Genomic DNA, 26,119 nt, shown 5'->3' with positions numbered 1-26,119 from the left:
GCGGGTCGATCATCCTGGCGGGCGCCCTCGCCCTCGGCGACCCCGTCGCCGCGGTCGGACCCGCCGTGACGGATGCCACGGGCGTGGCCGGCTCCCGACCGACGGCCGAGCTCGTGGCCTCCGCCGACCCCACCCTCTGGCCCACGGCGGCGATCATCGGCGGCGTGCTCGTCGTGGTCGCCGGACTCCTCGCCCTCGTCACGACCCGGCGCTGGCCGGGCTCATCGCGCCGGTACTCCGCCGTGCGCACGACGGACGCCGAGACCGGCGAGCCCGTGCACCTCGACGAGGTCGCCGTCCCCACGACGGACGAGCGGCGACAGGCATCCGACCGGGCCGTCGACGCGTGGGACGAACTCAGCCGCGGCGACGACCCGACCGACGAAGAGGCCGCCGTTCCACGAACCACCGACGACGAGCCGAGCGCCGAGCGCGAGGGCCCCGTCGACCCCAGCCGCTAGACTTGCGGCGACCCCCAAGCAACGAAGGAGCAACATGAGCACTGAGACCGCAGATCCCGGCCACGGACACTCGCCCGCGGCGTGGACGGCCGTCATCATCATGCTCGTCGGCTTCACGGTGGGCACGTTCGCCTTCTGGTTCGAGCTGGCCTGGCTCGTGTGGGCCTCGGCAGGCATCGTCGTGATCGGGCTCATCGTCGGTTGGCTCCTGGGCCGCGCCGGCTACGGCGTCGGCGGCGACAAGGTCGCCGCGAAGGCGCACTGACGCGTGCTCTCCGATCTGACGGCCAATTCGGTCGCCGACGCACTCGCGCGCCGTGAGGTCCGCCCGCTCGACGTGGTCGAGCGTGCGGCGCTCGACCGCGCACCGGCGCTCGACGCCCTGCTCGCACTTCGCGCGTCCGATCGCGTCAAGGTGATCGCCGAGATCAAGCGGGCGAGCCCGTCGCGCGGCTCGCTCGCGAGCATCGATGACCCGGCCGCCCTCGCGCGCCAGTACGAACTCGGCGGTGCGAGCGCGATCAGCGTCCTCACCGAGGCGCGCAAGTTCAAGGGCTCCCTCGAAGACCTCGCGGCCGTCCGTGCAGCGGTCGCCATCCCCGTGCTGCGCAAGGACTTCATCGCGACGCCGTACCAGGTCTTCGAGGCACGCGCCGCCGGCGCCGACCTCGTGCTCCTGATCGTCGCCGCCCTCGACGACCGCACCCTGCGCGAGCTCTTCGAGCTCGTCGAGTCCCTGGGCATGACGGCGCTCGTCGAGACGCACTCGGCCGAGGAGCTCGAGCGGGCGGCCGCCATCGGCGCACGCCTCATCGGCGTGAATGCCCGCGACCTGTCGACCTTCGAGCTCGATCGCGACCTCTTCGGCCGGCTCGCCGACCGATTCCCCTCAGATGCCATCCGCGTCGCCGAGTCCGCGGTGCTCTCCGCTGCGGATGTCGCGCACTACCGATCCGCGGGCGCCGACGTCGTGCTCGTCGGCGAGGCGCTCGTCACGGGCGACCCGATGGCCAACCTCTCAGCATTCCTGGCGGTGTGACATGGCGCTCAGAGCGCAGACCGGTCCGTACTTCGGCGACTTCGGCGGGCGCTTCGTGCCCGAATCCCTGATCGCCGCACTCGACGAGCTCGGCGAGGCGTACGAGCTCGCCAAGCTCGACCCCGCGTTCGCGGAGGAGCTCGCCGAACTGGGGCGCAGCTACACCGGGCGCCCGTCGATCATCACCGAGGTGCCGCGGTTCGCCGCGCACGCCGGCGGCGCCCGCATCATCCTGAAGCGCGAAGACCTCAACCACACCGGATCGCACAAGATCAACAACGTGCTGGGCCAGGCGCTGCTCACCAAGCGCATCGGCAAGACCCGTGTGATCGCGGAGACCGGTGCCGGACAGCACGGCGTCGCCACGGCGACGGCGGCGGCGCTGTTCGACCTCGAGTGCACGATCTACATGGGCGAGGTCGACACCGAGCGCCAGGCGCTGAACGTCGCCCGCATGCGGCTCCTCGGGGCCGAGGTCATCGCGGTGAAGAGCGGGTCGCGCACCCTCAAGGACGCGATCAACGACGCCATGCGCGACTGGGTCACGAACGTCGAGACCACCAACTACATCTTCGGCACCGTGGCCGGCCCGCACCCGTTCCCCGAGATGGTGCGCGACTTCCAGAAGATCATCGGCGAGGAGGCCCGCCAGCAGGTGCTGGATCTCACGGGCGCCCTGCCGACCGCGATCGCGGCGTGCGTCGGCGGCGGGTCCAACGCCATCGGCCTCTTCCACGCGTTCCTCGACGACGCCGACGTGAAGATCTACGGCTTCGAGGCAGGCGGTGAGGGCGCAGAGACCCCTCGGCATGCGGCCACGATCACCAAGGGACGCCCCGGCGTCCTGCACGGTGCGCGCAGCTACATGCTCCAGGACGACGACGGCCAGACCATCGAGTCCCACTCCATCTCCGCCGGGCTCGACTACCCGGGCGTCGGCCCCGAGCACTCGTGGTTGGCCTCCATCGGCCGCGCGGAGTACCGGCCGGTGACCGATGACGCGGCCATGCAGGCCCTGCGCCTGCTCACCCGCACCGAGGGCATCATCCCCGCGATCGAGTCCGCGCACGCCCTCGCCGGCGCCCTCGAGCTCGGACGCGAGCTCGGTCCCGACGCCACGATCCTCGTGAACCTCTCGGGGCGCGGCGACAAGGACATGGACACGGCCGCGACGTACTTCGAGCTCTACGACCAGGAGAACGCCAAGTGAGAACGGTCGCCCCCGTCATCGCCCGACGCAACGACGAGGCGAACGGCGCCCTCATCGGCTATCTTCCCGTCGGGTTCCCCACGCTCGACGAGAGCGTCGAGACCGCGGTCGCGCTCGTCGAGAACGGCGTCGACATCCTCGAGCTCGGCCTGCCCTACTCCGACCCCGTCATGGACGGCCCGGTCATCCAGGCCGCGACCCAGCAGGCGCTCGCGAACGGGTTCCGACTGTCGCACGGCTTCGAGGCCGTGCGCCGCGTCACCGAGCGCGTGGATGCCCCTGTGCTGATCATGACCTACTGGAATCCGGTCGTGCAGTACGGCGTCGACCGCTTCGCCGACGACCTCGCCGCGGCCGGGGGAGCGGGGCTCATCACCCCCGACCTGATCCCCGATGAGGGCGGCGACTGGATCGCGGCATCCGAACGCGTCGGCCTCGACCGGGTGTTCCTCGCAGCGCCGACCTCGACCGATGCGCGCCTCGTGCAGACGATCGAGGCCAGCCGCGGGTTCGTCTACGCGGTCTCCACCATGGGCATCACCGGTGCCCGAGCCGATGTCGACGCGGCGGCTCGCACGCTCGTCGGGCGGCTCCAGGCCGCAGGCGCCGAGGCGAGTTGCGTGGGCGTCGGCATCTCCACCGCCGCACAGGTCGAGGAGGTGCTCGGCTACGCGCAGGGCGCCATCGTCGGCTCCGCGCTCGTCCGTGCGCTGGCCGAGGGCGGCGTGGCCGCGGCGGGTTCGCTCGCGGCCGAGCTCGCGCGCGGCACGCGTTCGGAGTGAAGTACGCTGACTGAGGCCCGAGTGGCCGTAGCCCCCGAAGAAAGGCAGCAGTCCGCGTGATCGCACCGCTGAGCATCCCGAGTCCCAGTCCCGAGTGGCAGTACTTCGAGATTCCCGTGCCGTGGGGGGTCCTCACGATCCACACGTACGCGCTCTGCATCCTGGTCGGCATCATCCTGGCCGTCATCGTGACCTCGCGCCGGCTCACCAAGCGCGGCGCGGAGCCCGGCATCGTGCTCGACATCGCCCTCTGGGCCGTGCCGCTCGGCATCATCGGCGCCCGCATCTACCACGTCCTCACGCACCCGAACGATTACTTCTTCGAGGGCGCGAACGTCTGGAACCCCTTCGAGTACGGCGCCATCTGGAACATCTGGGAGGGCGGCAACGCCATCTACGGCGCCCTCATCGGTGGTGCGGTCGGTGTGCTCATCGGGTGCCGCCTCACCGGCATCCGCTTCCTGTCGTTCGCCGACGCACTCGCACCCGGCCTGCTGCTCGCCCAGGCCGCCGGCCGCCTCGGCAACTGGTTCAACCACGAGCTCTTCGGTGCCCCGACGGATCTCCCGTGGGGCCTCGAGATCGATTCGGACAACCTCGCGTTCCCCGCGGGCCTGGCCGACGGCACGCTCTTCCACCCGACCTTCCTCTACGAGATCGTCTGGAACCTCGCGGGTGTCGTGGTCATCCTGCTGCTCGAGCGGGCCTTCAACATGCGCTGGGGCCGCGCCTTCGCCGTGTACCTCATCTGGTACGGCACGGGGCGCGCGTTCCTCGAGTCGATCCGCGTCGACCCGAGCGAGATGTTCCTCGGCATCCGCGTCAACGTCTGGGCCTCGTTCGCAGCCGTTCTCGTGGGCATCGTCCTGCTCTTCGTCCTTCGTCGCCGGCACCCCGGAGCGGAGCCGAGCCCGTACGTCCCCGGACGTGAATGGAAGGGCCCCGACGCTGCGCTAGACTCGGACGAAAATGAGTCTGACTCCGACTCTCTCGACAACGAGGTCGGGAGTGAGAACATCGAGGGCGAGACCGCAGCCACAAGCTCGCGCGGCTCCACCACTTCCTGAGGCCCTCACCCTCGTTCTCCGACGCGGCGCCGCACCTTGCGCCGCGACTCTCTCCGCTGGGCCGACGACGTCCCCCGCTGCCACCTAGTAGATGAGGACGGTCACACGTGTCGCTCACTCCACCCTTCGCGAGGTTCGGTTCGATCCCCGCCGCCCAGGGCATGTACGACCCTGCCGCCGAGAAGGACGCCTGCGGGCTCGCGATGGTCGCGACCCTGCGCGGCACCGCCGGTCATGACATCATCGCGACCGCGCTCGACGCCCTGCGTCACCTCGAGCACCGCGGTGCGGTCGGCTCCGACGCCGGAACCGGCGACGGCGCCGGCATCATCACGCAGATCCCCGACGAGTTCCTGCGTGCGGTCGTCGACGCCGAGCTGCCCGCGGCGGGAGCATATGCCGTCGGCAACGCCTTCCTCCCGCTCGACCCGAGCCTGCGCAGCACCATCAAGCAGCAGCTGCGGCAGATCGCCGTGTCCGAGGGACTCGAGGTCATCGCCTGGCGCGAGGTGCCCGTGCGACCCGAGGAGCTCGGGACGCTCGCCCGCGCCGCCATGCCCGCCGTGCACCAGCTCTTCGTGCAGTCGGCGGCGACCACCGAGGAGGGCGGACGCCTCGCCGGAATCGCGCTCGACCGGTTGACGTTCCGCCTGCGCAAGCGCGCCGAGCGCGAGCTCGAGCTCTACTTCATGTCGCTCTCCAGCCGCACCATGGTCTACAAGGGCATGGTCACCACGCTGCAGCTCGAGCCGTTCTACCCCGACCTCTCCGACGAGCGCTTCGCCTCGAAGCTCGCGCTCGTGCACTCCCGCTACTCCACGAACACCTTCCCGTCGTGGCCCCTGGCCCAACCGTTCCGCATGATCGCGCACAACGGCGAGATCAACACGATCCAGGGCAACCGCAACTGGATGCGGGCACGCCAGTCGCAGCTCGCATCCGACGCGCTCGGCGACCTCGACCCGATCCTTCCGATCGTCACGCCCGGCGCGAGCGACTCGGCGTCCTTCGACGAGGTGGTCGAGCTGCTCACCCTCGCCGGACGCAGCCTCCCGCACGCCGTCATGATGATGGTGCCCGAGGCCTGGGAGAACCAGACCGAGATCACCCCCGAACGGCGGGCGTTCTACGAGTACCACTCCATGCTCATGGAGCCGTGGGACGGCCCCGCGGCGATCGTCTTCACCGACGGCTCGCTCGTCGGTGCGACGCTCGACCGCAACGGGCTCCGCCCCGGCCGGTACGTCGTCACCGATGACGGGCTCGTGGTGCTCGCCAGCGAGATCGGCGTGCTCGAGGTCGCGCCGTCGCGCGTCGTCCGCAAGGGACGCCTGCAGCCCGGACGCATGTTCCTCGTGGACACCGAGGCCGGTCGTCTCATCGAGGACGACGAGATCAAGTCCGAGCTCGCGGCATCCGAGCCGTGGGGCGACTGGCTCGACGAGGGGCGCATCCGCCTCGCCGACCTTCCGGAGCGCGAGCACATCGTGCACCCGCCGGCGTCGGTCAACCGGCGTCAGCGCACCTTCGGATACACCGAGGAAGAGGTCAAGATCTTGCTCGCGCCCATGGCGCGCACGGGTCAGGAGCCACTCGGAGCCATGGGTTCGGACACTCCCGTCGCGGTGCTCTCGCAGCGTCCGCGCCTGCTCTTCGACTACTTCACGCAGCAGTTCGCCCAGGTCACCAACCCGCCGCTCGACTCGATCCGCGAGGCCGTCGTGACCTCGCTCGGCACGTCGATCGGCCCCGAGGGCAACCTGCTGACGGCGACGCCGGGCCACGCCCGCCAGGTCGCGCTCGACTTCCCGGTCATCGACAACGACGAGCTCGCGAAGATCGTGCACATCGACCCGCGCAGCGGCGGCGCACGCACCACCAAGACGCTGAAGGGCCTCTACCGCGTCGACGACGGCCCCGAGGCCATGCGTGCACGCCTCGACGCGCTCTGCGAGGAGGTCGACCAGGCGATCGAGGAGGGCGCGCGCTTCGTCGTGCTGAGCGACCGCGACTCCACCGCCGACCTGGCGCCGATCCCGTCGCTGCTCATGCTGTCGGCCGTGCACCACCACCTCATCCGCTCCGAGACCCGCATGAAGGTCGGCATCGTCGTCGAGGCGGGCGACGTGCGCGAGGTGCACCACGTCGCGCTGCTCATCGGCTACGGCGCGTCCGCGGTCAACCCGTACCTCGCCATGGAGACCTGCGAGTCCCTCGTGCGGTCCGGCGTGATCACCGGGATCTCGCCCGAGCAGGCCGTGCACAACGTCATCAAGGCGCTGGGCAAGGGCGTCCTGAAGATCATGTCCAAAATGGGCATCTCGACGATCTCCTCCTATGCCGGCGCGCAGGCCTTCGAGGCCGTCGGCCTCGCCCAGGACTTCATCGACGAGTACTTCACGGGCACCGTCTCGAGGCTCGGCGGCATCGGCATCGACGTGGTCGCCGCCGAGAACGTCGCACGTCACCGGGTCGCCTACCCCGAAGACGTCGCCGTGCGGGCGCACGAGCGCCTGGCGACCGGCGGCGAGTACCAGTGGCGCCGCGACGGCTCGCCGCACCTGTTCAACCCCGAGACCGTGTTCCGGCTGCAGCACTCGACGCGCAACCGTCGCTACGACGTCTTCCGCGAGTACACCTCGATGGTCGACTCGCAGGCCGAGGAGCTCATGACGATGCGCGGGCTCTTCGCCCTGCGCACCGGCACGCGCCCGCCCGTGCCGATCGACGAGGTCGAGTCGATCGAGTCGATCGTGAAGCGCTTCTCCACCGGGGCGATGAGCTACGGCTCGATCTCCAAGGAGGCGCACGAGTCGCTGGCGATCGCCATGAACCGTCTCGGCGCGAAGTCGAACACGGGTGAGGGCGGCGAAGACCTCGACCGCCTGCTCGACCCCGAGCGCCGCAGCGCGATCAAGCAGGTCGCGTCGGGCCGGTTCGGCGTGACGAGCATGTACCTGACGCACGCCGACGACATCCAGATCAAGCTCGCCCAGGGCGCCAAGCCCGGCGAGGGCGGTCAGCTGCCGCCGACGAAGGTCTACCCGTGGGTGGCCCGCACGCGTCACGCGACCGCCGGCGTCGGACTGATCTCTCCGCCCCCGCACCACGACATCTACTCGATCGAGGACCTCAAGCAGCTCATCTTCGACCTCAAGCGCGCCAACCCTAAGGCGCGCGTGCACGTCAAGCTCGTGAGCCAGTCCGGCATCGGCGCGGTCGCGGCGGGCACGGCCAAGGCCCTCGCCGACGTCATCCTCGTCTCCGGCCACGACGGCGGCACGGGCGCGAGCCCGCTCAACTCCCTGAAGCACGCGGGCACGCCGTGGGAGCTCGGCCTCGCCGAGACGCAGCAGACCCTGATGCTGAACGGCATGCGCGACCGCGTGGTCGTCCAGGTCGACGGACAGCTGAAGACGGGCCGCGACGTCGTCATCGGCGCGCTCCTCGGCGCCGAGGAGTTCGGCTTCGCCACGGCTCCACTCGTCGTCCAGGGCTGCGTCATGATGCGCGTCTGCCACCTCGACACGTGCCCGGTCGGCGTCGCGACGCAGAACCCCGTGCTGCGCAAGCGCTTCACCGGAAAGCCGGAGTTCGTCGTCAACTTCTTCGAGTTCATCGCCCAGGAGGTCCGCGAGTACCTCGCCGAGCTCGGCTACCGGTCGCTCGACGAGGTCATCGGACGACGCGAGTTGCTCGACATCGATCGCGCCGTCGATCACTGGAAGGCCTCCGGCCTCGACCTCACCCCGGTGCTGGTCGGACCCGACTTCTCGGACTCGGAGCCGCGCCGCAACCTGCGTGCGCAGGACCACGAGCTCGAGGCGCACTTCGACAACGAGCTGATCCGCCGCAGCGCGGTCGTGCTCGAGGAGGGCGGTTCGATCGAGATCGAGCTCCCCGTCCGCAACACCGAGCGCGCCGTCGGCACCATGCTCGGTCACGAGGTGACCGTGCGCCGCGGCGAGCACGGGCTTCCTGCCGGATCGATCGACGTGACCCTCACGGGATCGGCCGGGCAGAGCCTCGGCGCGTTCCTGCCGAGCGGCATCACGATCCGACTCGAGGGCGACTCGAACGACTACGTCGGCAAGGGGCTCTCCGGCGGCCAGATCGTGCTGCGCCCCTCGCGGGAGAGCACGTTCGCGGCCGAGCGCAACGTGATCGCGGGCAACGTGATCGGCTACGGCGCGACGCGGGGCAGCATGTTCCTCCGCGGCATCGTCGGCGAACGCTTCCTCGTGCGCAACTCGGGCGCCTCGGCGGTCGTCGAGGGCGTGGGCGACCACGCGCTCGAGTACATGACCGGCGGCCTGGCCCTGATCCTCGGCGAGACCGGCCGCAACCTCGGCGCCGGCATGTCGGGCGGCACCGCCTACGTGCTCGGCCTCCGCGAGGAGCGCGTCAACCGCGAATCGCTGAGCTCCGGCGAGCTGGAGCTGCACCCGCTCGGCAGCGCCGACCGGGAGATCGTTCGCGACCTGCTCGAGCAGCACGTCGCGAACACCGATTCGACCGTGGCCGCCGACCTGCTCGCGGCAGGCGACAGCGCGTTCGATCGATTCACCAAGGTGCTGCCGCGCGACTACGCCGCAGTGCTCCGCACCCGCCAGAGCGCGGTCGACGAGGGGCTCGACCCCGACGGCGACGTGGTCTGGACTCGAATCCTGGAGGTGACGGGTGGCTGACCCGAAGGGCTTTCTGAAGGTCACCGAGCGCGAGCTGCCCAAGCGGCGACCCGTGCCGGTGCGCATCATGGACTTCAAAGAGGTCTACGAGCAGGGCGATCCCGCCCAGCTGCGGCGACAGGCCGGTCGATGCATGGACTGCGGCATCCCGTTCTGCCATCAGGGCTGCCCGCTCGGCAACCTGATCCCCGAGTGGAACGACCTGATGTACCGGGGCGAAGGCCGCGCCGCGGCCGATCGACTCCACGCGACGAACAACTTCCCCGAGTTCACGGGCCGGCTCTGCCCGGCACCGTGCGAGTCGTCCTGCGTGCTCGGCATCAACCAACCCGCCGTCACGATCAAGCAGGTCGAGGTCTCGATCATCGACCAGGCGTTCGGCAGCGGCTGGGTCCAGCCGCAGCCGCCGGGTCGCCTGACCGGCAAGACGGTTGCCGTGGTCGGCTCCGGCCCTGCCGGCCTCGCGGCCGCGCAGCAGCTGACCCGTGCCGGCCACACGGTCGCGGTGTACGAGCGGGACGACCGCATCGGCGGACTCCTCCGCTACGGCATCCCCGACTTCAAGATGGAGAAGAAGCACATCGACCTGCGGATCGCGCAGTTGACCGCCGAGGGCACCCGCTTCCGTGCGGGCGTCGACATCGGCGTGGACATCACGTGGGACCAGCTGCGCGAGCGCTACGACGCCGTCGTGGTCGCGACCGGAGCGATGGTGCCGCGCGACCTGCCCATCCCGGGCCGCGACCTGCCCGGCGTGCACTTCGCCATGGAGTACCTCACGCAGTCGAACCACCATGTCGCGGGCGACGAGGTCTTCGACCAGATCACGGCCGAGGGCAAGCACGTCGTCGTCCTGGGCGGTGGCGACACCGGGGCCGACTGCATCGGCACCGCGCACCGCCAGGGCGCGCTCTCGGTCACGAACCTCGCCATCGGCAAGCAGCCGGGCGAGGCGCGTCCCGACCACCAGCCGTGGCCGCTGCACCCGACGGTGTTCGAGGTGCAGAGCGCGCACGAGGAGGGCGGCGAGCGCCACTACCTCGTGTCGACGGTCGAATTCCTCTCGAACGACGACGGCGAGCTCCGTGCCATCCGCGTCGCCGAGACCGAGTTCCTCGACGGCCGCCGCGTGCCGAAGGCCGGGACCGAGCGCGAGATCCCCGCAGACCTGGTGCTGCTGGCGCTCGGGTTCACCGGCCCCGAGACCGACCTGGTCGACGACCAGATCCAGCTCCCGGTCGACACCCGCGGCAACTTCGCCCGTGGCGCCGACTACGCGACCTCGCACCCCGGCGTGTTCGTCGCGGGTGACGCCGGACGGGGGCAGTCGCTCATCGTCTGGGCGATCGCCGAGGGCCGTGCTGCGGCATCCGCCGTCGACCGGTACCTTGAAGGCGACACCGATCTCCCGAGCCCCGTGGCGGCGACGGCACGCGCGTTCGCCATCTGACCCCGGTGCGCCGACGGCGCACCATCCGATAACAACCCCCGCGTTCCCGCGCGGAAACAGCTTGGAGCACAACCACATGAGACGAGCGAAGATCGTCGCAACCCTCGGGCCGGCGTCATCGAGCTACGAACAGATCCGCGCGATCATCGATGCGGGCGTCGACGTGGCGAGGATGAACCTCAGCCACGGCAGCTACGACGTGCACGAGGGGGTCTACCAGAACGTTCGGAAGGCCGCGAACGACAGCGGCAAGGCGGTCGCCGTGCTCGTCGACCTCCAGGGCCCGAAGATCCGTCTCGGCAAGTTCGCCGACGGTCCCCACGAGCTCGCCGAGGGCGACATCTTCAAGATCACGATCGAAGACGTCGTCGGCACCAAGGAACTCGTCGGCACCACGTTCAAGGGCCTGCCCCAGGACGTGAAGCCCGGTGACTTCCTCCTCATCGACGACGGCAAGGTCCGCGTCGAGGTCGTCGAGGCCGACGGCGTCGTGGTCACCACGAAGGTCATCGTCGCCGGCCCGGTCTCCGACAACAAGGGCATCAACCTGCCCGGCGTCGCGGTCAACGTGCCGGCCCTGTCCGAGAAGGACGAGGCCGATCTGCGGTGGGGCCTCGAACTCGGCGCCGACATCATCGCGCTGTCGTTCGTGCGCGACGAGGCCGACATCGTGCGCGTGCACGAGATCATGGACGAGGTCGGTCGTCGCGTTCCCGTCGTCGCCAAGATCGAGAAGCCGCAGGCGGTCGATCACCTCGAGGAGATCATCGAGGCGTTCGACGCCGTCATGGTCGCCCGTGGCGACCTCGGCGTCGAACTGCCGCTCGAGGCCGTCCCGATCGTCCAGAAGCGCACGGTCGAGATCGCGCGTCGCCTCGCCAAGCCCGTCATCGTGGCCACGCAGATGCTCGAGTCGATGATCCACAGCCCGGTTCCGACCCGGGCCGAGACGTCGGATGTCGCGAACGCGATCCTCGACGGCGCCGACGCGGTCATGCTCTCGGGCGAGACCAGCGTGGGGGAGTACCCCGTGATCACGGTCCAGACGATGGCCCGCATCGTCGAGTCGACCGAGAAGCACGGCCTCGAGCGCATCGCGCCGCTCGGCACGAAGCCGCGCACCCAGGCCGGCGCCATCACGCTCGCCGCCGTCGAGGTCGCCGACTTCGTCCAGGCGAAGTACCTGTGCGTGTTCACCGAGTCCGGCGAGACCGTGCGGCGCATGTCGCGCCTGCGCTCCGACATCCCCATCCTCGCCTTCACGCCCGACCCCGCGATCCGTCGCCGGATGGCGCTGAACTGGGGCGTCGAGTCCTTCGTGGTCGACCGCGTGACCCACACCGACCAGATGGTCGGCCAGGTCGACGAGGCCCTCGGACGCACCGGTCGCGCCGAGAAGGGCGAGAAGGTCGTCATCATCTCCGGGTCCCCTCCCGGAATCCCGGGCACCACCAACGACGTGCGCGTGCACGTCGTCGGCGAGGTGCTCTGAGCCGTTCCCCGAGGGCCCGGTCGAACTCCCACGGAGTACGACCGGGCCTTCGCCGTCCCCGCTCCCGACGAGGTGCGGAAGGCCGGGCGTCGAGGCCGGTGACGCGCCGGAACCGAGGGTGATGCGCGACGTCGCTCCTGCGTGCCAGACTGCTTCCATGCGCGGGAGGGCGATGGAATCCGACGAGGCCGCGGGTCGGGCACGGCGCGGTCCGAAACGGCCCACCACGACGCTCGCCGAGCGATGGACGACCGTCGACGGGGTGGACGTCTTCTTCCGCGAGTCGCCCGTGCCTCCTCCGGGAGCCCCTGTGATGATGCACGTCCACGGGTTCGGCCTCTCCGGCCGATACCTGCTTCCGACGGCCGAGCGGCTCGCCGACGACTTCCACACGCTCGTGCCCGACCTCCCCGGGTTCGGGCGCAGTGGCAGGGGGTCCGGCGCCCTCGACGTGCCCGATCTCGCACATGCCGCCGCACGGTTCCTCGACGACCGCGGCATCGAGCGGGCGACCCTCGTCGGGAACTCGATGGGGTGCCCCGTCATCTGCGAGTTCGCGTACCACTATCCCGAACGCATCGACCGGGCGGTGCTCGTGTCGCCGGCGGGCGGCATCTTCAACCAGCCGCTGCGGCGCGCCATGGGTCAGATCAGCCGCGACGGCACCCGCGAACCGCCGCAGCTCATGCGGGTGGTGACCCCCGACTACCTGCGCTTCGGCGTGCCGAGCACGGTGCGGATGTTCAAGGCGCTCACCCGGTATCCCTCGCTCGAACGGATGCTCGAGCTGCACATCCCCACGCTGGCGGTGCTCGGCGATCGCGACCCGCTCATGCCCGGCCCCGAGCGTGTGCGGGAGGTGGCCGAGCAGACCGACAACAAGATCCTGATCGTGAAGATCGAGGGGGCCGCGCACGCGATCAACTTCAGCCATTCCGGCGAGCTCGCCCACCTGATCAGGCTGTTCATGGCCGACAAGCCGATCGTCGACGACCCCGATTCGCCGGGTCACGCACGGCTGTACGAGCTCCACCGCGGCTCGCAGCATCCGCCCGCTCGCGACGAGTGATCTCGCGGGGCTCGACGCCGCGCGACGATCGAGTTGTGGTGCCGGTGGTGGGGGTCGAACCCACACGCCCTTTCGGGCAAAGCATTTTGAGTGCTCCGCGTCTGCCATTCCGCCACACCGGCCAGAGGCCTCGCTCAGAATACCGTAGGCTTTGCTGCGTGACTGACACCGAAAACACCCAGCCGGCACCGCGCCGCGTGGTCGTGGCGGAGGATGAGTCGCTCATCCGCCTCGACATCGTCGAGATCCTGCGCGACAACGGCTTCGAGGTCGTCGGAGAGGCGGGTGACGGTGAGACCGCGGTCGCACTGGCCACCGAACTGCGCCCCGACCTCGTCATCATGGACGTCAAGATGCCCCAGCTCGACGGCATCTCGGCGGCGGAGCGCCTCTCGAAGGGCCACATCGCCCCAGTGGTGCTCCTCACGGCGTTCAGCCAGAAGGAGCTCGTCGAGCGCGCGAGCGAGGCCGGAGCGCTGGCCTACGTCGTGAAGCCGTTCACGCCGAACGACCTGCTCCCCGCGATCGAGATCGCCCTCGCCCGCTACGCGCAGATCATCGCGCTCGAGGCCGAGGTCGGCGACCTGGTCGAGCGCTTCGAGACGCGCAAGCTCGTCGATCGGGCCAAGGGCCTGCTCAACGAGAAGATGGGCCTCACCGAGCCCGAGGCGTTCCGATGGATCCAGAAGGCGTCGATGGACCGTCGCCTCACCATGAAGGACGTCTCGCAGGCGATCATCGAACAGCTGGCCGCCAAGAAGTAGCCACCACGAACGAACGACGGATGCCGCGACGAGACCACTCGTCGCGGCATCCGTCGTTCGCGGCCGGGTCGGTGCGCCGCGTCTGAGCGTGAACCGGTGTCGGCGGCCGCTTGTAGGCTTGGCGGGTGCCAGACGCTGACAAGCCCACCCTTCTCGTGATCGACGGCCATTCGTTGGCGTTCCGTGCGTTCTACGCCCTGCCCGTCGACAGCTTCACCACCCGCGACGGGCAGCACACGAACGCCATCCACGGCTTCCTCTCGATGCTGCTCCTCCTGCTCGCGAACGAGAAGCCGACGCACCTCGCCGTCGCGTTCGATGTCTCGCGTGCCTCGTTCCGCACCCGCGAGTACCCCGAGTACAAGGGCACCCGCGGCGAGACGCCGGTCGAGTTCAAGGGCCAGGTGCCCCTGCTGCAGGAGGCACTGCGCGCCATGGGCATCACGACGCTCGAGAAGGAGGACTTCGAGGCCGACGACATCCTCGCGACCCTCGCCGAGCGCGGCCGCGCCGACGGCTATCGGGTCCTGCTCGTCTCGGGCGACCGCGACACGATCCAGCTCGTCAACGACGACGTCACGCTGCTCTACCCGAACACGCAGGGCGTCTCGCAGCTCAAGCGGTACGACCCTGCGGCGGTCACCGAGCGATACGGCATCCGCCCTGAGCAGTATCCCGACATCGCGGCGCTCGTGGGGGAGTCCAGCGACAACCTCATCGGCATCAGCAAGGTCGGCGAGAAGACCGCGGTGAAGTGGCTCGGGCTCTACGGCGACCTCGACGGCATCCTCGAGCACGCCGAAGAGATCAAGGGCGTGGTCGGGCAGAACCTGCGCGACCAGCGCGAGAACGCGATCCGCAACCGCAGGCTCAACCGCCTGGTGACCGACGTCGAACTCGAGGTCGAGCTCGATCAGCTCGAAGCGCGTGCCATCGACCTCGACGAAGTCAGGCCGATCTTCGAGCGCCTCGAATTCCGCACGCTCCTCGAGCGACTCTCGAAGCTCGTCGCCGAGGCCGGCGGCGAGCCGGCGACGGCCGGGGCTCCCGCCGCAGCGCAGGAGCCCGCGGCGGTCGCACCGACCGCGCCGGTGCCCGCGCAGCTCGCCGGCGAAGCGCTGGCCGAATGGCTCGTCGCCGCCAACGCGTCCGAGCCCGCCGGTCTCGGACTCAGCCTCGAGGTGCTCGACGGGCGGGTGATCGGTGCCGGCATCGCCACCGCCGGCGAGACCGTCCACCACGTGTGGCGCGCCGACTCCGACGAGTCGGCGTCGTTCGACGCGTGGCTCGCGAGCGACGCGCCCAAGGTCATGACCGATGCGAAGTCCCAGCTGAAGGCCGCCTCGCGCTCCGGACTCGCAGTCGGGGGCCTCGTGCTCGACACGCTCGTCGCCGGCTGGCTGCTGCGTCCGAGCCTCACCGAGAAGTCGCTGGCCGACCTCGTCGATCGCCACCTCGGCGAGACCCTGCCCCAGGCGGATCCGTCGCTGCTGGTCCCCGAAGAGGGATCCGACGCAGGTGCGCCGGAGTTCGCGTGGTACACGCTCCGTCTCGCGCCCGTGGTGCTGAGCGCGCTGCCCGAGAGCACCCGTCAGCTGCTGGCCGACGTCGAGATGCCGCTCGTCGCGGTGCTCGCGGCGATGGAGTTGCGCGGGGTCACGGTCGATCACGCAGAACTGGCCACCCTGTCGTCCGAGCTCGGAGACCGGGCTGCGGCACTCGCCGCCGCCGCGTACGCCGAGATCGGCCGCGAGGTGAACCTCGGGTCGCCCAAGCAGCTCCAGGAGGTGCTCTTCGACCAGTTGGCGATGCCGAAGACGCGTGCGACGAAGACGGGGTACACGACCGATGCGTCCGCGCTGGCGGACCTCCAGGAGTCCAACCCGCACCCGTTCCTCGGATACCTGCTCGAGCATCGCGACGCCACCAAGCTGCGGCAGATCGTCGAGTCCCTCGACAAGTCGATCGCGAGCGACGGGCGCATCCACACCTCCTACGGGCAGATCGGCGCGGCGACCGGTCGCATGTCCTCGAACGATCCGAACCTGCAGAACATCCCGACCCGCACCGAAGACGGCCGGCGCATCCGCAAGGCGTTCCGGCACGGCACCGACTACGTCGAGCTGCTGACGGCCGACTACTCGCAGATCGAGATGCGCATCATGGCGCACCTGTCGGGCGACCCCGGACTCATCGAGGCGTTCAACGCCGGTGAAGACCTGCACCGATTCGTCGGCGCGCGCGTCTTCTCGGTCGATCCGGCCGACGTCACGCCCCTCATGCGCACCAAGGTCAAGGCGATGTCCTACGGGCTCGCATACGGCCTCAGCGCGTTCGGGCTCTCCAAGCAGCTGCGCATCGATCGCGCCGAGGCCACGCAGCTCATGAAGGAGTACTTCGAGCGGTTCGGCGCCGTGCGCGACTACCTCCGCGGCGTCGTGGAGCAGGCGCGCATCGACGGCTACACCGAGACCATCTTCGGGCGTCGCCGCCCCTTCCCCGACCTGACGAGCCCGAACCGGGTGCACCGCGAGAATGCGGAACGCGCGGCGCTGAACTCGCCGATCCAGGGTTCCGCGGCCGACATCATGAAGCTCGCGATGACCACGGTCGAGGCCGAGATCGCCCAGCGCGGGCTCGGCAGCCGCATGCTGCTGACGGTGCACGACGAGCTCATCTTCGAGGTCGCCCCGGGTGAGTCGGAGGTGCTCGAGGAAGTCGTACGCGACCGCATGGCGAACGCCGCCGACCTCCTGGTCCCGCTCGACGTCCAGGTCGGTCGGGGCAGCGACTGGGAGGATGCCGCCCACTGATGCCGAGAGCGGTGCGCAAGCCCTAGGCTCGATCCATGGCCTCGAGTGAACGCACCCCGACCGACGTCGATCAGATCGCGGAGGAGTGGGTCGACACCCTCGTCGACCTCCAGCCGGTGCTCGGCACCTACATCGGGCGTTCCGCGGCCGATTCGAGGTTCGGCGACTACTCGCCCGACGGCCTCGAACGCTCGGCCGAGGCCGCTCGACTGGTGATCGCACGACTCGACGAGGCTGCGTCCGTCGACGACGTCGATGCGGTGACGGTGGCCGACCTGCGGAGCGAGCTCGCACTCGAGCTCGAGGCGCACGACCTGGGCCTCCCGCTGCGCGACCTCAACGTGATCGCCAGCCCGGCGCAGGAGATCCGCGAGGTCTTCGACCTCATGTCCACCGAGAGCGTCGACGACTGGGCGACGATCTCCACCCGCCTGGGCGCGCTGCCCGATGCGCTCGACGGCTACGTCCAGACGCTGCGCCTCGGCATCGAGCGCGGCTCGGTCCCGGCGAGGCGGCAGGTGCGCGAAGTCGCGGCACAGGCGCGCAAGCTCGAACGGGCCGACGGCTTCTTCGCCGAGTTCGTCGACGGCGCACCGTCGAGCGTCTCCGGCGGGCTGCGTGCCGACCTGGCGACGCGCGCGGCCGGCGCCGGCGCGGCGTACGGGCGGTTGGCGTCGTTCCTCGAGGGCGAACTGCTCCCCGTCGCGGGCGAGGCCGACGCGGTCGGACGCGACATCTACGCTCTCCGCTCGCGCCACTTCCTCGGTGCCGTGATCGACCTCGACGAGACCTACGAGTGGGGCATCGAGGAGCTCGCCCGGATGGTCGCCGAACAGGAGTCCATCGCCCGCGAGATCGTGCCCGGGGCATCCGTCGCCGAGGCGATCGCGTTCCTCGACGCCGACGGGAGCCGCAAGCTGCACGGCACCGACGCACTCCAGCGCTGGATGCAGGAGGTGAGCGACCGTGCCGTCGCCGAGCTCGGTGCGACCCAGTTCGACATCCCCGAGGAGATCCGAACGCTCGAGTGCATGATCGCGCCGACCCAGTCCGGTGGCATTTACTACACGGGTCCGACCGACGACTTCAGCCGCCCCGGCCGCATGTGGTGGGCGGTTCCCGAGGGTGTCACCGAGTTCGACACGTGGCGCGAACTGACGACCGTGTACCACGAGGGCGTCCCGGGCCACCACCTGCAGATCGGCCAGGCGGTCGTGAACCGGGGCCGCCTCAACACCTGGCGCCGTCAGCTCGCCGGCACGTCCGGGCACGCCGAGGGCTGGGCCCTCTACGCCGAACGCCTCATGCAGGAGCTCGGCTATCTCGACGACCCGGCCGATCGGCTCGGCATGCTCGACGGGCAGCGCATGCGCGCGGCCCGCGTCGTCCTCGACATCGGCGTGCACCTCGGCAAGCCCCGTCCCGACGGGCAGGGCGTGTGGACGGGGGAGTACGCCTTCGAGTTCCTCGGGCAGAACGTCAACATGGATCAGGGCTTCATCGACTTCGAGGTGAACCGCTACCTGGGCTGGCCCGGCCAGGCGCCGTCGTACAAGGTCGGACAGCGCATCTGGGAGCAGCTCCGCGACGACGCCCGTCGCCGCGAGGGCGAGGCGTTCGACATCAAGGAGTTCCACCGGCGTGCGCTCGACCTCGGCGGCGTCGGGCTGGACACGCTCCGTTCCGCGCTGCTCGGCTGAGCCGGGGCACCGGGGCGGATGCCGCGTCCGGGGCGTTCGGGAATTCGACACGCCCGGGTTGCCGACGCGAGCCGGAGTCGGCTAGGATTGAATGTCACTTCTGTGACGATCCTGTCCGCATGCCCATCGCGGAACAAACACATATCGCTCTCCCTCGCGATGGGCTCGATTCTGTCCTTTACGGAGCATTCACTACATGACAACCGCAACGACCAAGGCACCCAAGCAGGTCGCGATCAACGACATCGGATCTGCTGACGATTTCCTCGCCGCGGTCGAGAAGACTTTGAAGTTCTTCAACGACGGCGACCTCATCGAGGGCACCGTCGTGAAGATCGACCGCGACGAGGTTCTCCTCGACGTCGGCTACAAGACCGAGGGTGTCATCCCCTCGCGTGAGCTTTCCATCAAGCACGATGTCGACCCCAGCGAGGTCGTCGGCGTCGGCGACACCGTCGAGGCGCTCGTTCTCCAGAAGGAGGACAAGGAAGGCCGCCTCATCCTGTCGAAGAAGCGTGCGCAGTACGAGCGCGCGTGGGGCGACGTGGAGAAGATCAAGGAAGCCGATGGCGTCGTGACCGGTACGGTCATCGAGGTCGTCAAGGGCGGCCTGATCGTCGACATCGGACTCCGCGGCTTCCTCCCGGCTTCGCTCATCGAGCTCCGCCGCGTCCGCGACCTCACGCCGTACCTCGGCCAGGAGATCGAGGCGAAGATCCTCGAGCTCGACAAGAACCGCAACAACGTGGTTCTCTCGCGCCGCGCGCTGCTCGAGCAGACGCAGTCCGAGTCGCGTTCGACCTTCCTCGCGAACCTCCACCCGGGCCAGATCCGCAAGGGCGTCATCTCGTCGATCGTCAACTTCGGTGCGTTCGTCGACCTCGGCGGCGTCGACGGTCTCGTCCACGTCTCCGAGCTCTCGTGGAAGCACATCGAGCACGCCAGCGAGGTCGTCGAGGTCGGCCAGGAGGTCACCGTCGAGGTGCTCTCCGTCGAGCTCGACCGCGAGCGCGTCTCGCTGTCGCTCAAGGCGACGCAGGAAGACCCGTGGCAGGTGTTCGCACGTACCCACGCGATCGGCCAGGTCGCACCGGGCAAGGTCACCAAGCTCGTTCCGTTCGGTGCGTTCGTTCGCGTCGCAGACGGCATCGAGGGCCTCGTGCACATCTCGGAGCTGTCCGGCAAGCACGTCGAGCTCGCAGAGCAGGTCGTGTCGGTCGGCGAAGAGGTCTTCGTCAAGGTCATCGACATCGACCTCGAGCGTCGCCGCATCTCCCTCTCGCTCAAGCAGGCGAACGAGGGCGTCGACCCCGAGGGCACCGAGTTCGACCCGGCGCTTTACGGCATGCTCACCGAGTACGACGAGCAGGGCAACTACAAGTACCCTGAGGGCTTCGACCCCGAGACCAACGAATGGCGCGAGGGCTTCGAGGCTCAGCGCGAGAAGTGGGAGCAGGACTACGCTGCCGCTCAGGAGCGTTGGGAAGCCCACAAGAAGCAGGTCGCCCAGGCGAACGTCGCGGCTGCCGCCGTCGACGACTCGTTCGGTGCCGGCGCCGCCTCGTACTCGAGCGACTCGGCCGGTGCCGGGACGCTCGCAGACGACGCGTCGCTCGCCGCGCTTCGCGAGAAGCTCTCGAGCAACTAGTTCGGATCCGATCCGCACACGGAAGGCCGGTCCCCTCGGGGGCCGGCCTTCCGGCGTTTCCGGCCCCGAAGGCGCGCCCAACCCGGGCGCGAAGGCGAAGATCCGACATCCGGTTGCCGCGGCGTCGTCATTGCGGTGCGCCGCATCGATAGAGTGGTGGCGTGTACCTGATCGGCCTCACCGGCGGAATCGCCTCTGGAAAGTCCACCGTCGCACGACGGCTCTACGAGCACGGCGCCGTGCACATCGACGCCGACCACTTGGCGAGGCGGGCGGTCGAGCCCGGCACGCCGGCCCTCGCGGCCATCGTCGAGGAGTTCGGCTCCGCAGTCCTGCTGGGCGACGGCAGCCTCGACCGTGCGAAGCTCGGGGAGCTCGTCTTCAACGACGAGGCGGCGCGCGAACGCCTCAACGCGATCGTGCACCCCGCCGTGCGCGAACTCGCGGCGAAGCTGTTCGCGAAGGCCGAGCAGGCGAACCCAGATGCGATCGTCGTCTACGACGTGCCGCTGCTGGTCGAAGCATCCGTCGACCATCCGTTCGACCTGATCGTCGTGACGAGCGCACCGCGTCGGACGCAGTTGAAGCGGCTGATCGAACAGCGGGGTCTCGATCCGGTGCAGGCCGAGGCTCGGGTCGACGCCCAGGTCGCGAACACCCAGCGGCTCGCGATCGCCGACGTCGTCATCGACACCGACGGTTCGTTGGGACACACCATGAGCCAGGCCGATGCGCTCTGGGGCCGTGTCGTCGGCGAGGTCGCGGCCCGGCGAAGCCGCGACGCGAGCTGACACCGCCGGACATCGCCGCGACCTGCTCGTCCGCGTCCGATTCGTGAGCTCCGGCCGGAGTGTCGGCGGTCGAATCTAGACTGGAACGCATGCAGGCCACACGATCCGTCCGTCCGTTCGAGGTCGTCAGCGAGTACGTGCCGAGCGGCGACCAGCCCACGGCGATCGCCGAACTCGCGGGTCGCATCAACGCCGGCGAGACCGACGTCGTGCTCCTCGGTGCGACCGGCACGGGCAAGTCGGCCACGACCGCCTGGCTCATCGAGCAGGTGCAACGGCCGACGCTGGTGCTCGCGCACAACAAGACGCTGGCGGCGCAACTCGTGAACGAGTTCCGCGAACTCATGCCGAACAACGCGATCGAGTACTTCGTCTCCTACTACGACTACTACCAGCCCGAGGCGTACGTCCCCCAGACCGACACCTTCATCGAGAAGGACTCCTCGGTCAACGCCGAGGTCGAGCGACTCCGTCACTCCACGACGAACTCGCTGCTGAGCCGCCGAGACGTGGTGGTCGTCTCCACCGTGTCGTGCATCTACGGCCTCGGCACGCCCGAGGAGTACCTGAAGGCGATGATGCCGCTGCAGGTGGGGCAGCAGGTCGATCGCGACTGGCTCATCCGCAAGTTCGTGTCGATGCAGTACCAGCGCAACGACGTCGAGTTCACGCGCGGCACGTTCCGCGTGCGCGGCGACACGATCGAGATCATCCCGGTGTACGAGGAGCTCGCGATCCGCATCGAGATGTTCGGCGACGAGATCGAGGCGCTCTACAGCCTGCATCCGCTCACCGGCCAGGTCGTCGCGAAGCTCGACGCGGTTCCGGTGTTCCCCGGTTCGCACTACGTCGCGAGCACCGACGTCATGCAACGGGCCATCGGCACCATTCGCATCGAGCTCGAGGAGCGCCTCGCCGAGCTCGAGCGCGAGGGAAAGCTGCTCGAGGCGCAACGGCTCCGCATGCGCACCACCTTCGACCTCGAGATGATGGAGCAGATCGGGTTCTGCTCCGGCATCGAGAACTACTCCAGGCACATCGACGGGCGAGCCCCCGGGGAGGCCCCGCACTGCCTGCTCGACTACTTCGCCGACGACTTCCTCGTCGTCATCGACGAGTCGCACGTCACGGTGCCGCAGATCGGGGCCATGTACGAGGGCGACTCCTCGCGCAAGCGTACGCTCGTCGAGCACGGGTTCCGGCTGCCGAGCGCCCTCGACAACCGCCCGCTGAAGTGGGACGAGTTCAAGAACCGGGTCGGGCAGAAGGTGTACCTCTCCGCGACCCCCGGCCGATACGAGATGGGCATCGCCGACGGCGTGGTGGAGCAGATCATCCGCCCGACCGGGCTCGTCGACCCGCAGATCGTGGTGAAGCCGTCGAAGGGCCAGATCGACGACCTGCTCGAGGAGATCCGGCTGCGGGCCGAGCGCGACGAGCGCGTCCTCGTCACGACCCTCACGAAGCGCATGGCCGAGGAGCTCACCGACTACCTCACCGAGGCCGGCGTCCGGGTCCGCTATCTCCACTCGGATGTCGACACGCTCCGTCGCGTCGAGCTGCTCACAGAGCTGCGCGCCGGGGTCTACGACGTGCTGGTCGGCATCAACCTCCTCCGTGAGGGGCTCGACCTTCCCGAGGTGTCGCTCGTGGCGATCCTCGACGCCGACAAGGAGGGCTTCCTCCGGTCGTCGACCTCGCTCATCCAGACCATCGGCCGTGCCGCCCGCAACGTCTCGGGCGAGGTGCACATGTACGCCGACGTGCTCACCGATTCGATGCGGTCCGCCATCGACGAGACCGACCGGCGCCGTGAGCGGCAACTCGAGTACAACCGTGTCAACGGCATCGACCCGACGCCGTTGCGCAAGCGCATCGCCGACATCACCGATGTGCTGGCCCGCGAGGAGGCCGATACGGCTGCGCTGCTGGCGGGCCGCGCTGCCCGCAAGAAGTCGCCGGTGCCGAACCTCCGACGCGAGGGCATCGCCGCCGAGGGCGCGAACGACCTCGAAGAGCTGATCCGCGACCTCAACGACCAGATGCTCGTCGCCGCGGGGGAGCTGAAGTTCGAGCTCGCGGCCCGGTTGCGCGACGAGGTGTCCGAGCTCAAGCGAGAACTCCGGCAGATGGAGAAGGCCGGGCACCTGGGCTGACCGAGGCGACCGCACGGCTGATCGAACATATGTTCGCTCAGAGCACGCGCCGTCGCGGCATCCGTGTCGGTGGTCGTCCTTAGACTCGAAGGGTGCCAGTTTCACGTCTCGATGCCCATTCGCGCCTGAGTGTCCGCGGTGCTCGCGTACACAACCTCCAAGACGTCGACGTCGAGATTCCTCGTGACGCCATGGTCGTGTTCACGGGCCTCTCGGGTTCGGGCAAGTCCTCGCTCGCGTTCGACACGATCTTCGCCGAGGGGCAGCGCCGCTACGTCGAGTCGCTGTCGGCCTACGCTCGCCAGTTCCTCGGACAGGTCGACCGTCCCGATGTCGACTTCATCGAGGGCCTGAGCCCGGCGGTCTCGATCGACCAGAAGTCGACGAACCGCAACCCCCGCTCCACCGTCGGCACGATCACCGAGATCTACGACTACATGCGACTGCTGTGGGCGCGCATCGGCGTGCCGCACTGCCCCGTCTGCGGTGAGCGCATCCAGCGCCAGACCGTCCAGCAGATCGCCGATCAGCTCATGCAGCTCGAGCAGGGCACGCGATTCCAGGTGCTGAGCCCGGTCGTCTCCCAGAAGAAGGGCGAGTTCGTCGACCTCTTCCGCGAACTCGCCGCCGGCGGCTACTCGCGTGCCGTCGTCGACGGCGAGCTGATCCGCCTCGACGAGCCGCCGAAGCTCAAGAAGCAGATCAAGCACGACATCGCCGTCGTCGTCGACCGCCTCGTGGCGGGCCCCGACGTGCTCGGGCGCCTCACGGACTCGCTCGAGACCGCGCTGCGGCTGACCGACGGGCTCGTGCAGATCAACTACGTCGACGAGACCGGCCCCGACGCCTGGGAGACGTTCTCCGAGAAGCTCTCGTGCCCCAACCAGCACCCGATCCAGCTCACCGAGATCGAGCCGCGCACCTTCTCGTTCAATGCGCCGTTCGGCGCCTGCCCCGAATGCTCCGGCCTCGGCACGCGCATGGCCGTCGACGAAGACCTCCTGCTCGGCGATCCGGCGCTCAGCATCGCCGAGGGCGTCATCATCCCCTGGACCTCGCAGGGCAAGAGCCTCTACAACTACTACGAGAAACTCCTCCTGGGCCTCTCCCGTGACCTCGACTTCTCGCTCGACACCCCGTGGCAGGAGCTCGACGGCGCGGCCCAGGCCGCAGTGCTGCGCGGCGACAACTTCGAGGTCAAGGTCAAGTGGCGAAACCGCTACGGCCGCGAGATGAGCTACACGTCGGGGTTCGAGGGCGTGGTTCCGTACATCGAGCGGCAGTACCTCCAGGCCGAGACCGACGCGCAGCGCGTGCGGTGGTCCGAGTACTTGCGCGAGGTGCCGTGCTCCGTCTGCGGCGGCAAGCGCCTGAAGCCCGAGGTCCTCTCGGTGCTGATCCACGATGCGAGCATCGCCGACGTCGGTCTGCTCAGCCTCACCGACGCACGCGCCTTCATGGACCGCCTCGAACTCACCGATCGCGAGCAGGCGATCGCGGCCCAGGTGCTGCGCGAGATCAAGCTCCGGCTCGACTTCCTCATCCGCGTCGGACTCAGCTACCTCGACCTCGCTCGGGCCGCCGCGACGCTGTCGGGTGGCGAGGCGCAGCGCATCCGGCTCGCGACGCAGATCGGCTCCGGACTCACCGGGGTGCTCTACGTGCTCGACGAGCCGAGCATCGGACTGCACCAGCGCGACAATCGCCGACTCATCGACACCCTCGTCGCGTTGCGCGACCTGGGCAACACGCTGATCGTCGTCGAGCACGACGAGGACACCATCCGCACGGCGGACTGGATCGTCGACATCGGCCCCGGGGCCGGCGTCAACGGCGGAACGGTCGTGCACTCCGGCAGCTACGAGGACCTCCTGGCGAACACGCGTTCGCTCACCGGCGACTACCTGTCCGGCCGCAAGGAGATCTCGACCCCCGAGACGCGCCGGCCGATCGATCCCGAGCGTGTGATCTCGGTGCACGGCGCCGCGGCGAACAACCTGCGCGGCGTCGACGTCGACTTCCCGCTCGGCGTGTTCACGGCGGTCACCGGCGTCAGCGGGTCGGGCAAGTCGTCGCTCGTGAACGACATCCTCTACCGGGTGCTCGCCAACCGGTTGAATGGGGCGCGCAAGCTCCCCGGAAAGCACCGTCGCGTGACCGGGCTCGACCAGCTCGACAAGGTCGTGCACGTCGACCAGGCGCCGATCGGGCGTACACCGCGATCGAACCCGGCGACGTACACGGGCGTCTTCGACCGCATCCGTACGCTCTTCTCCGAGACGACCGAGGCGAAGGCCCGCGGGTACCTGCCCGGCCGGTTCAGCTTCAACGTCAAGGGCGGTCGCTGCGAGGCCTGTTCGGGCGACGGCACGATCAAGATCGAGATGAACTTCCTTCCCGACGTGTACGTCGCGTGCGAGGTCTGCGGCGGCCAGCGGTACAACCGCGAGACGCTCCAGGTGCACTACAAGGGCAAGAACATCGCCGAGGTGCTCGAGATGCCCATCAGCGAGGCAGCCGAGTTCTTCGAGCCGATCTCCGCGATCCATCGCTACCTCAAGACGCTCGTCGACGTGGGACTCGGGTACGTTCAGCTCGGGCAGAGCGCGACGACGCTGTCGGGCGGCGAGGCGCAGCGCGTGAAGCTCGCCACCGAACTGCAGCGTCGCTCCAACGGGCGCAGCGTCTACGTGCTCGACGAGCCGACCACCGGCCTGCACTTCGAAGACGTCCGCAAGTTGCTGAAGGTGCTCGGCAAGCTCGTCGACAAGGGCAACACGGTCATCGTGATCGAGCACAGCCTCGACGTGATCAAGTCGGCCGACTGGGTCATCGACCTCGGTCCCGAGGGCGGCTCGGGCGGCGGACAGGTCGTCGCCACGGGCACGCCCGAAGATGTCGCCGCGGTCACCGAGAGCCACACGGGCATGTTCCTCCGCGAGATCTTCGACGCCGCGACGACGCGAGTCGACGTCGCCAGCTGACCTCG

The 26,119-nt window shown here is 69.1% G+C and carries 17 protein-coding genes and 1 tRNA gene; 17 read left to right on the top strand and 1 reads right to left on the bottom strand.

Annotated elements, in window-relative coordinates; all coding sequences use genetic code 11:
• The 10 genes from ACR3IO_RS18335 to ACR3IO_RS18290 form a co-directional block, all read left to right on the top strand.
• Positions 1 to 461: Trp biosynthesis-associated membrane protein (locus ACR3IO_RS18335; protein ID WP_434072666.1), on the top strand; the 461-nt coding region annotated here is incomplete at its 5' end.
• A 34-nt stretch (positions 462 to 495) separates the two neighbouring features.
• The gene (locus ACR3IO_RS18330; protein WP_434072665.1) at positions 496 to 726 is read left to right on the top strand and encodes a DUF6704 family protein; all 231 of its coding nucleotides are present in this window, start codon (positions 496 to 498) and stop codon (positions 724 to 726) included.
• Between the two features lie 3 nt (positions 727 to 729).
• The gene (gene trpC, locus ACR3IO_RS18325) at positions 730 to 1,500 is read left to right on the top strand and encodes an indole-3-glycerol phosphate synthase TrpC (protein WP_434072664.1); all 771 of its coding nucleotides are present in this window, start codon (positions 730 to 732) and stop codon (positions 1,498 to 1,500) included.
• A 1-nt stretch (position 1,501) separates the two neighbouring features.
• The gene (gene trpB, locus ACR3IO_RS18320) at positions 1,502 to 2,710 is read left to right on the top strand and encodes a tryptophan synthase subunit beta (protein ID WP_434072663.1); all 1,209 of its coding nucleotides are present in this window, start codon (positions 1,502 to 1,504) and stop codon (positions 2,708 to 2,710) included.
• Entirely contained in the window at positions 2,707 to 3,492 is a 786-nt protein-coding gene (gene trpA / locus ACR3IO_RS18315) for a tryptophan synthase subunit alpha (RefSeq protein ID WP_434072662.1), read from the top strand. Before trpB ends, trpA begins: the two co-directional genes overlap by 4 nt.
• A 56-nt stretch (positions 3,493 to 3,548) precedes the next feature.
• Positions 3,549 to 4,559, top strand: a complete 1,011-nt coding sequence (gene lgt / locus ACR3IO_RS18310; protein ID WP_434072661.1) for a prolipoprotein diacylglyceryl transferase — start codon at positions 3,549 to 3,551, stop codon at positions 4,557 to 4,559.
• 161 nt (positions 4,560 to 4,720) lie between these two features.
• Entirely contained in the window at positions 4,721 to 9,247 is a 4,527-nt protein-coding gene (gltB, locus tag ACR3IO_RS18305) for a glutamate synthase large subunit (RefSeq protein ID WP_434072668.1), read from the top strand.
• The gene (locus ACR3IO_RS18300; RefSeq protein WP_434072660.1) at positions 9,240 to 10,697 is read left to right on the top strand and encodes a glutamate synthase subunit beta; all 1,458 of its coding nucleotides are present in this window, start codon (positions 9,240 to 9,242) and stop codon (positions 10,695 to 10,697) included. Before gltB ends, ACR3IO_RS18300 begins: the two co-directional genes overlap by 8 nt.
• 76 nt (positions 10,698 to 10,773) lie before the next feature.
• On the top strand, positions 10,774 to 12,189 hold the full coding sequence (gene pyk, locus ACR3IO_RS18295; RefSeq protein WP_434072659.1) for a pyruvate kinase: 1,416 nt from the start codon (positions 10,774 to 10,776) through the stop codon (positions 12,187 to 12,189).
• A gap of 157 nt (positions 12,190 to 12,346) precedes the next feature.
• Positions 12,347 to 13,258, top strand: coding sequence for an alpha/beta fold hydrolase (locus ACR3IO_RS18290; RefSeq protein ID WP_434072658.1), 912 nt, complete (start codon positions 12,347 to 12,349; stop codon positions 13,256 to 13,258).
• Positions 13,259 to 13,294: 36 nt separating this feature from the next.
• Here the strand turns inward: ACR3IO_RS18290 and ACR3IO_RS18285 are convergent.
• Positions 13,295 to 13,380 (bottom strand) — tRNA-Leu (locus ACR3IO_RS18285).
• Positions 13,381 to 13,416: 36 nt separating this feature from the next.
• Between ACR3IO_RS18285 and ACR3IO_RS18280 the strand changes: the two genes are divergently transcribed.
• From ACR3IO_RS18280 to uvrA, 7 genes are all read left to right on the top strand, one after another.
• Entirely contained in the window at positions 13,417 to 14,022 is a 606-nt protein-coding gene (locus tag ACR3IO_RS18280; RefSeq protein WP_434072657.1) for an ANTAR domain-containing response regulator, read from the top strand.
• A 125-nt stretch (positions 14,023 to 14,147) separates the two neighbouring features.
• Positions 14,148 to 16,835 (top strand): DNA polymerase I, encoded by a 2,688-nt coding sequence (gene polA, locus ACR3IO_RS18275; RefSeq protein WP_434072656.1) that lies wholly within the window; start codon positions 14,148 to 14,150, stop codon positions 16,833 to 16,835.
• Between the two features lie 35 nt (positions 16,836 to 16,870).
• Positions 16,871 to 18,535 (top strand): DUF885 domain-containing protein, encoded by a 1,665-nt coding sequence (locus ACR3IO_RS18270; protein ID WP_434072655.1) that lies wholly within the window; start codon positions 16,871 to 16,873, stop codon positions 18,533 to 18,535.
• A 196-nt stretch (positions 18,536 to 18,731) separates the two neighbouring features.
• On the top strand, positions 18,732 to 20,183 hold the full coding sequence (gene rpsA, locus ACR3IO_RS18265; protein WP_434072654.1) for a 30S ribosomal protein S1: 1,452 nt from the start codon (positions 18,732 to 18,734) through the stop codon (positions 20,181 to 20,183).
• 161 nt (positions 20,184 to 20,344) lie between these two features.
• The gene (gene coaE / locus ACR3IO_RS18260) at positions 20,345 to 20,974 is read left to right on the top strand and encodes a dephospho-CoA kinase (protein WP_434072653.1); all 630 of its coding nucleotides are present in this window, start codon (positions 20,345 to 20,347) and stop codon (positions 20,972 to 20,974) included.
• Positions 20,975 to 21,063: 89 nt separating this feature from the next.
• Positions 21,064 to 23,130 (top strand): excinuclease ABC subunit UvrB, encoded by a 2,067-nt coding sequence (gene uvrB, locus ACR3IO_RS18255; RefSeq protein ID WP_434072652.1) that lies wholly within the window; start codon positions 21,064 to 21,066, stop codon positions 23,128 to 23,130.
• Between the two features lie 92 nt (positions 23,131 to 23,222).
• On the top strand, positions 23,223 to 26,114 hold the full coding sequence (uvrA, locus tag ACR3IO_RS18250; RefSeq protein WP_434072651.1) for an excinuclease ABC subunit UvrA: 2,892 nt from the start codon (positions 23,223 to 23,225) through the stop codon (positions 26,112 to 26,114).
• The last annotated feature ends 5 nt before the right edge of the window (positions 26,115 to 26,119 follow it).

The organism is Agromyces sp. Marseille-Q5079, assembly GCF_051016555.1.
Lineage (GTDB): Bacteria > Actinomycetota > Actinomycetes > Actinomycetales > Microbacteriaceae > Agromyces.
Note: the sequence above shows the minus strand (reverse complement) of the source record. Positions and strands in the feature narration are given on the sequence as shown.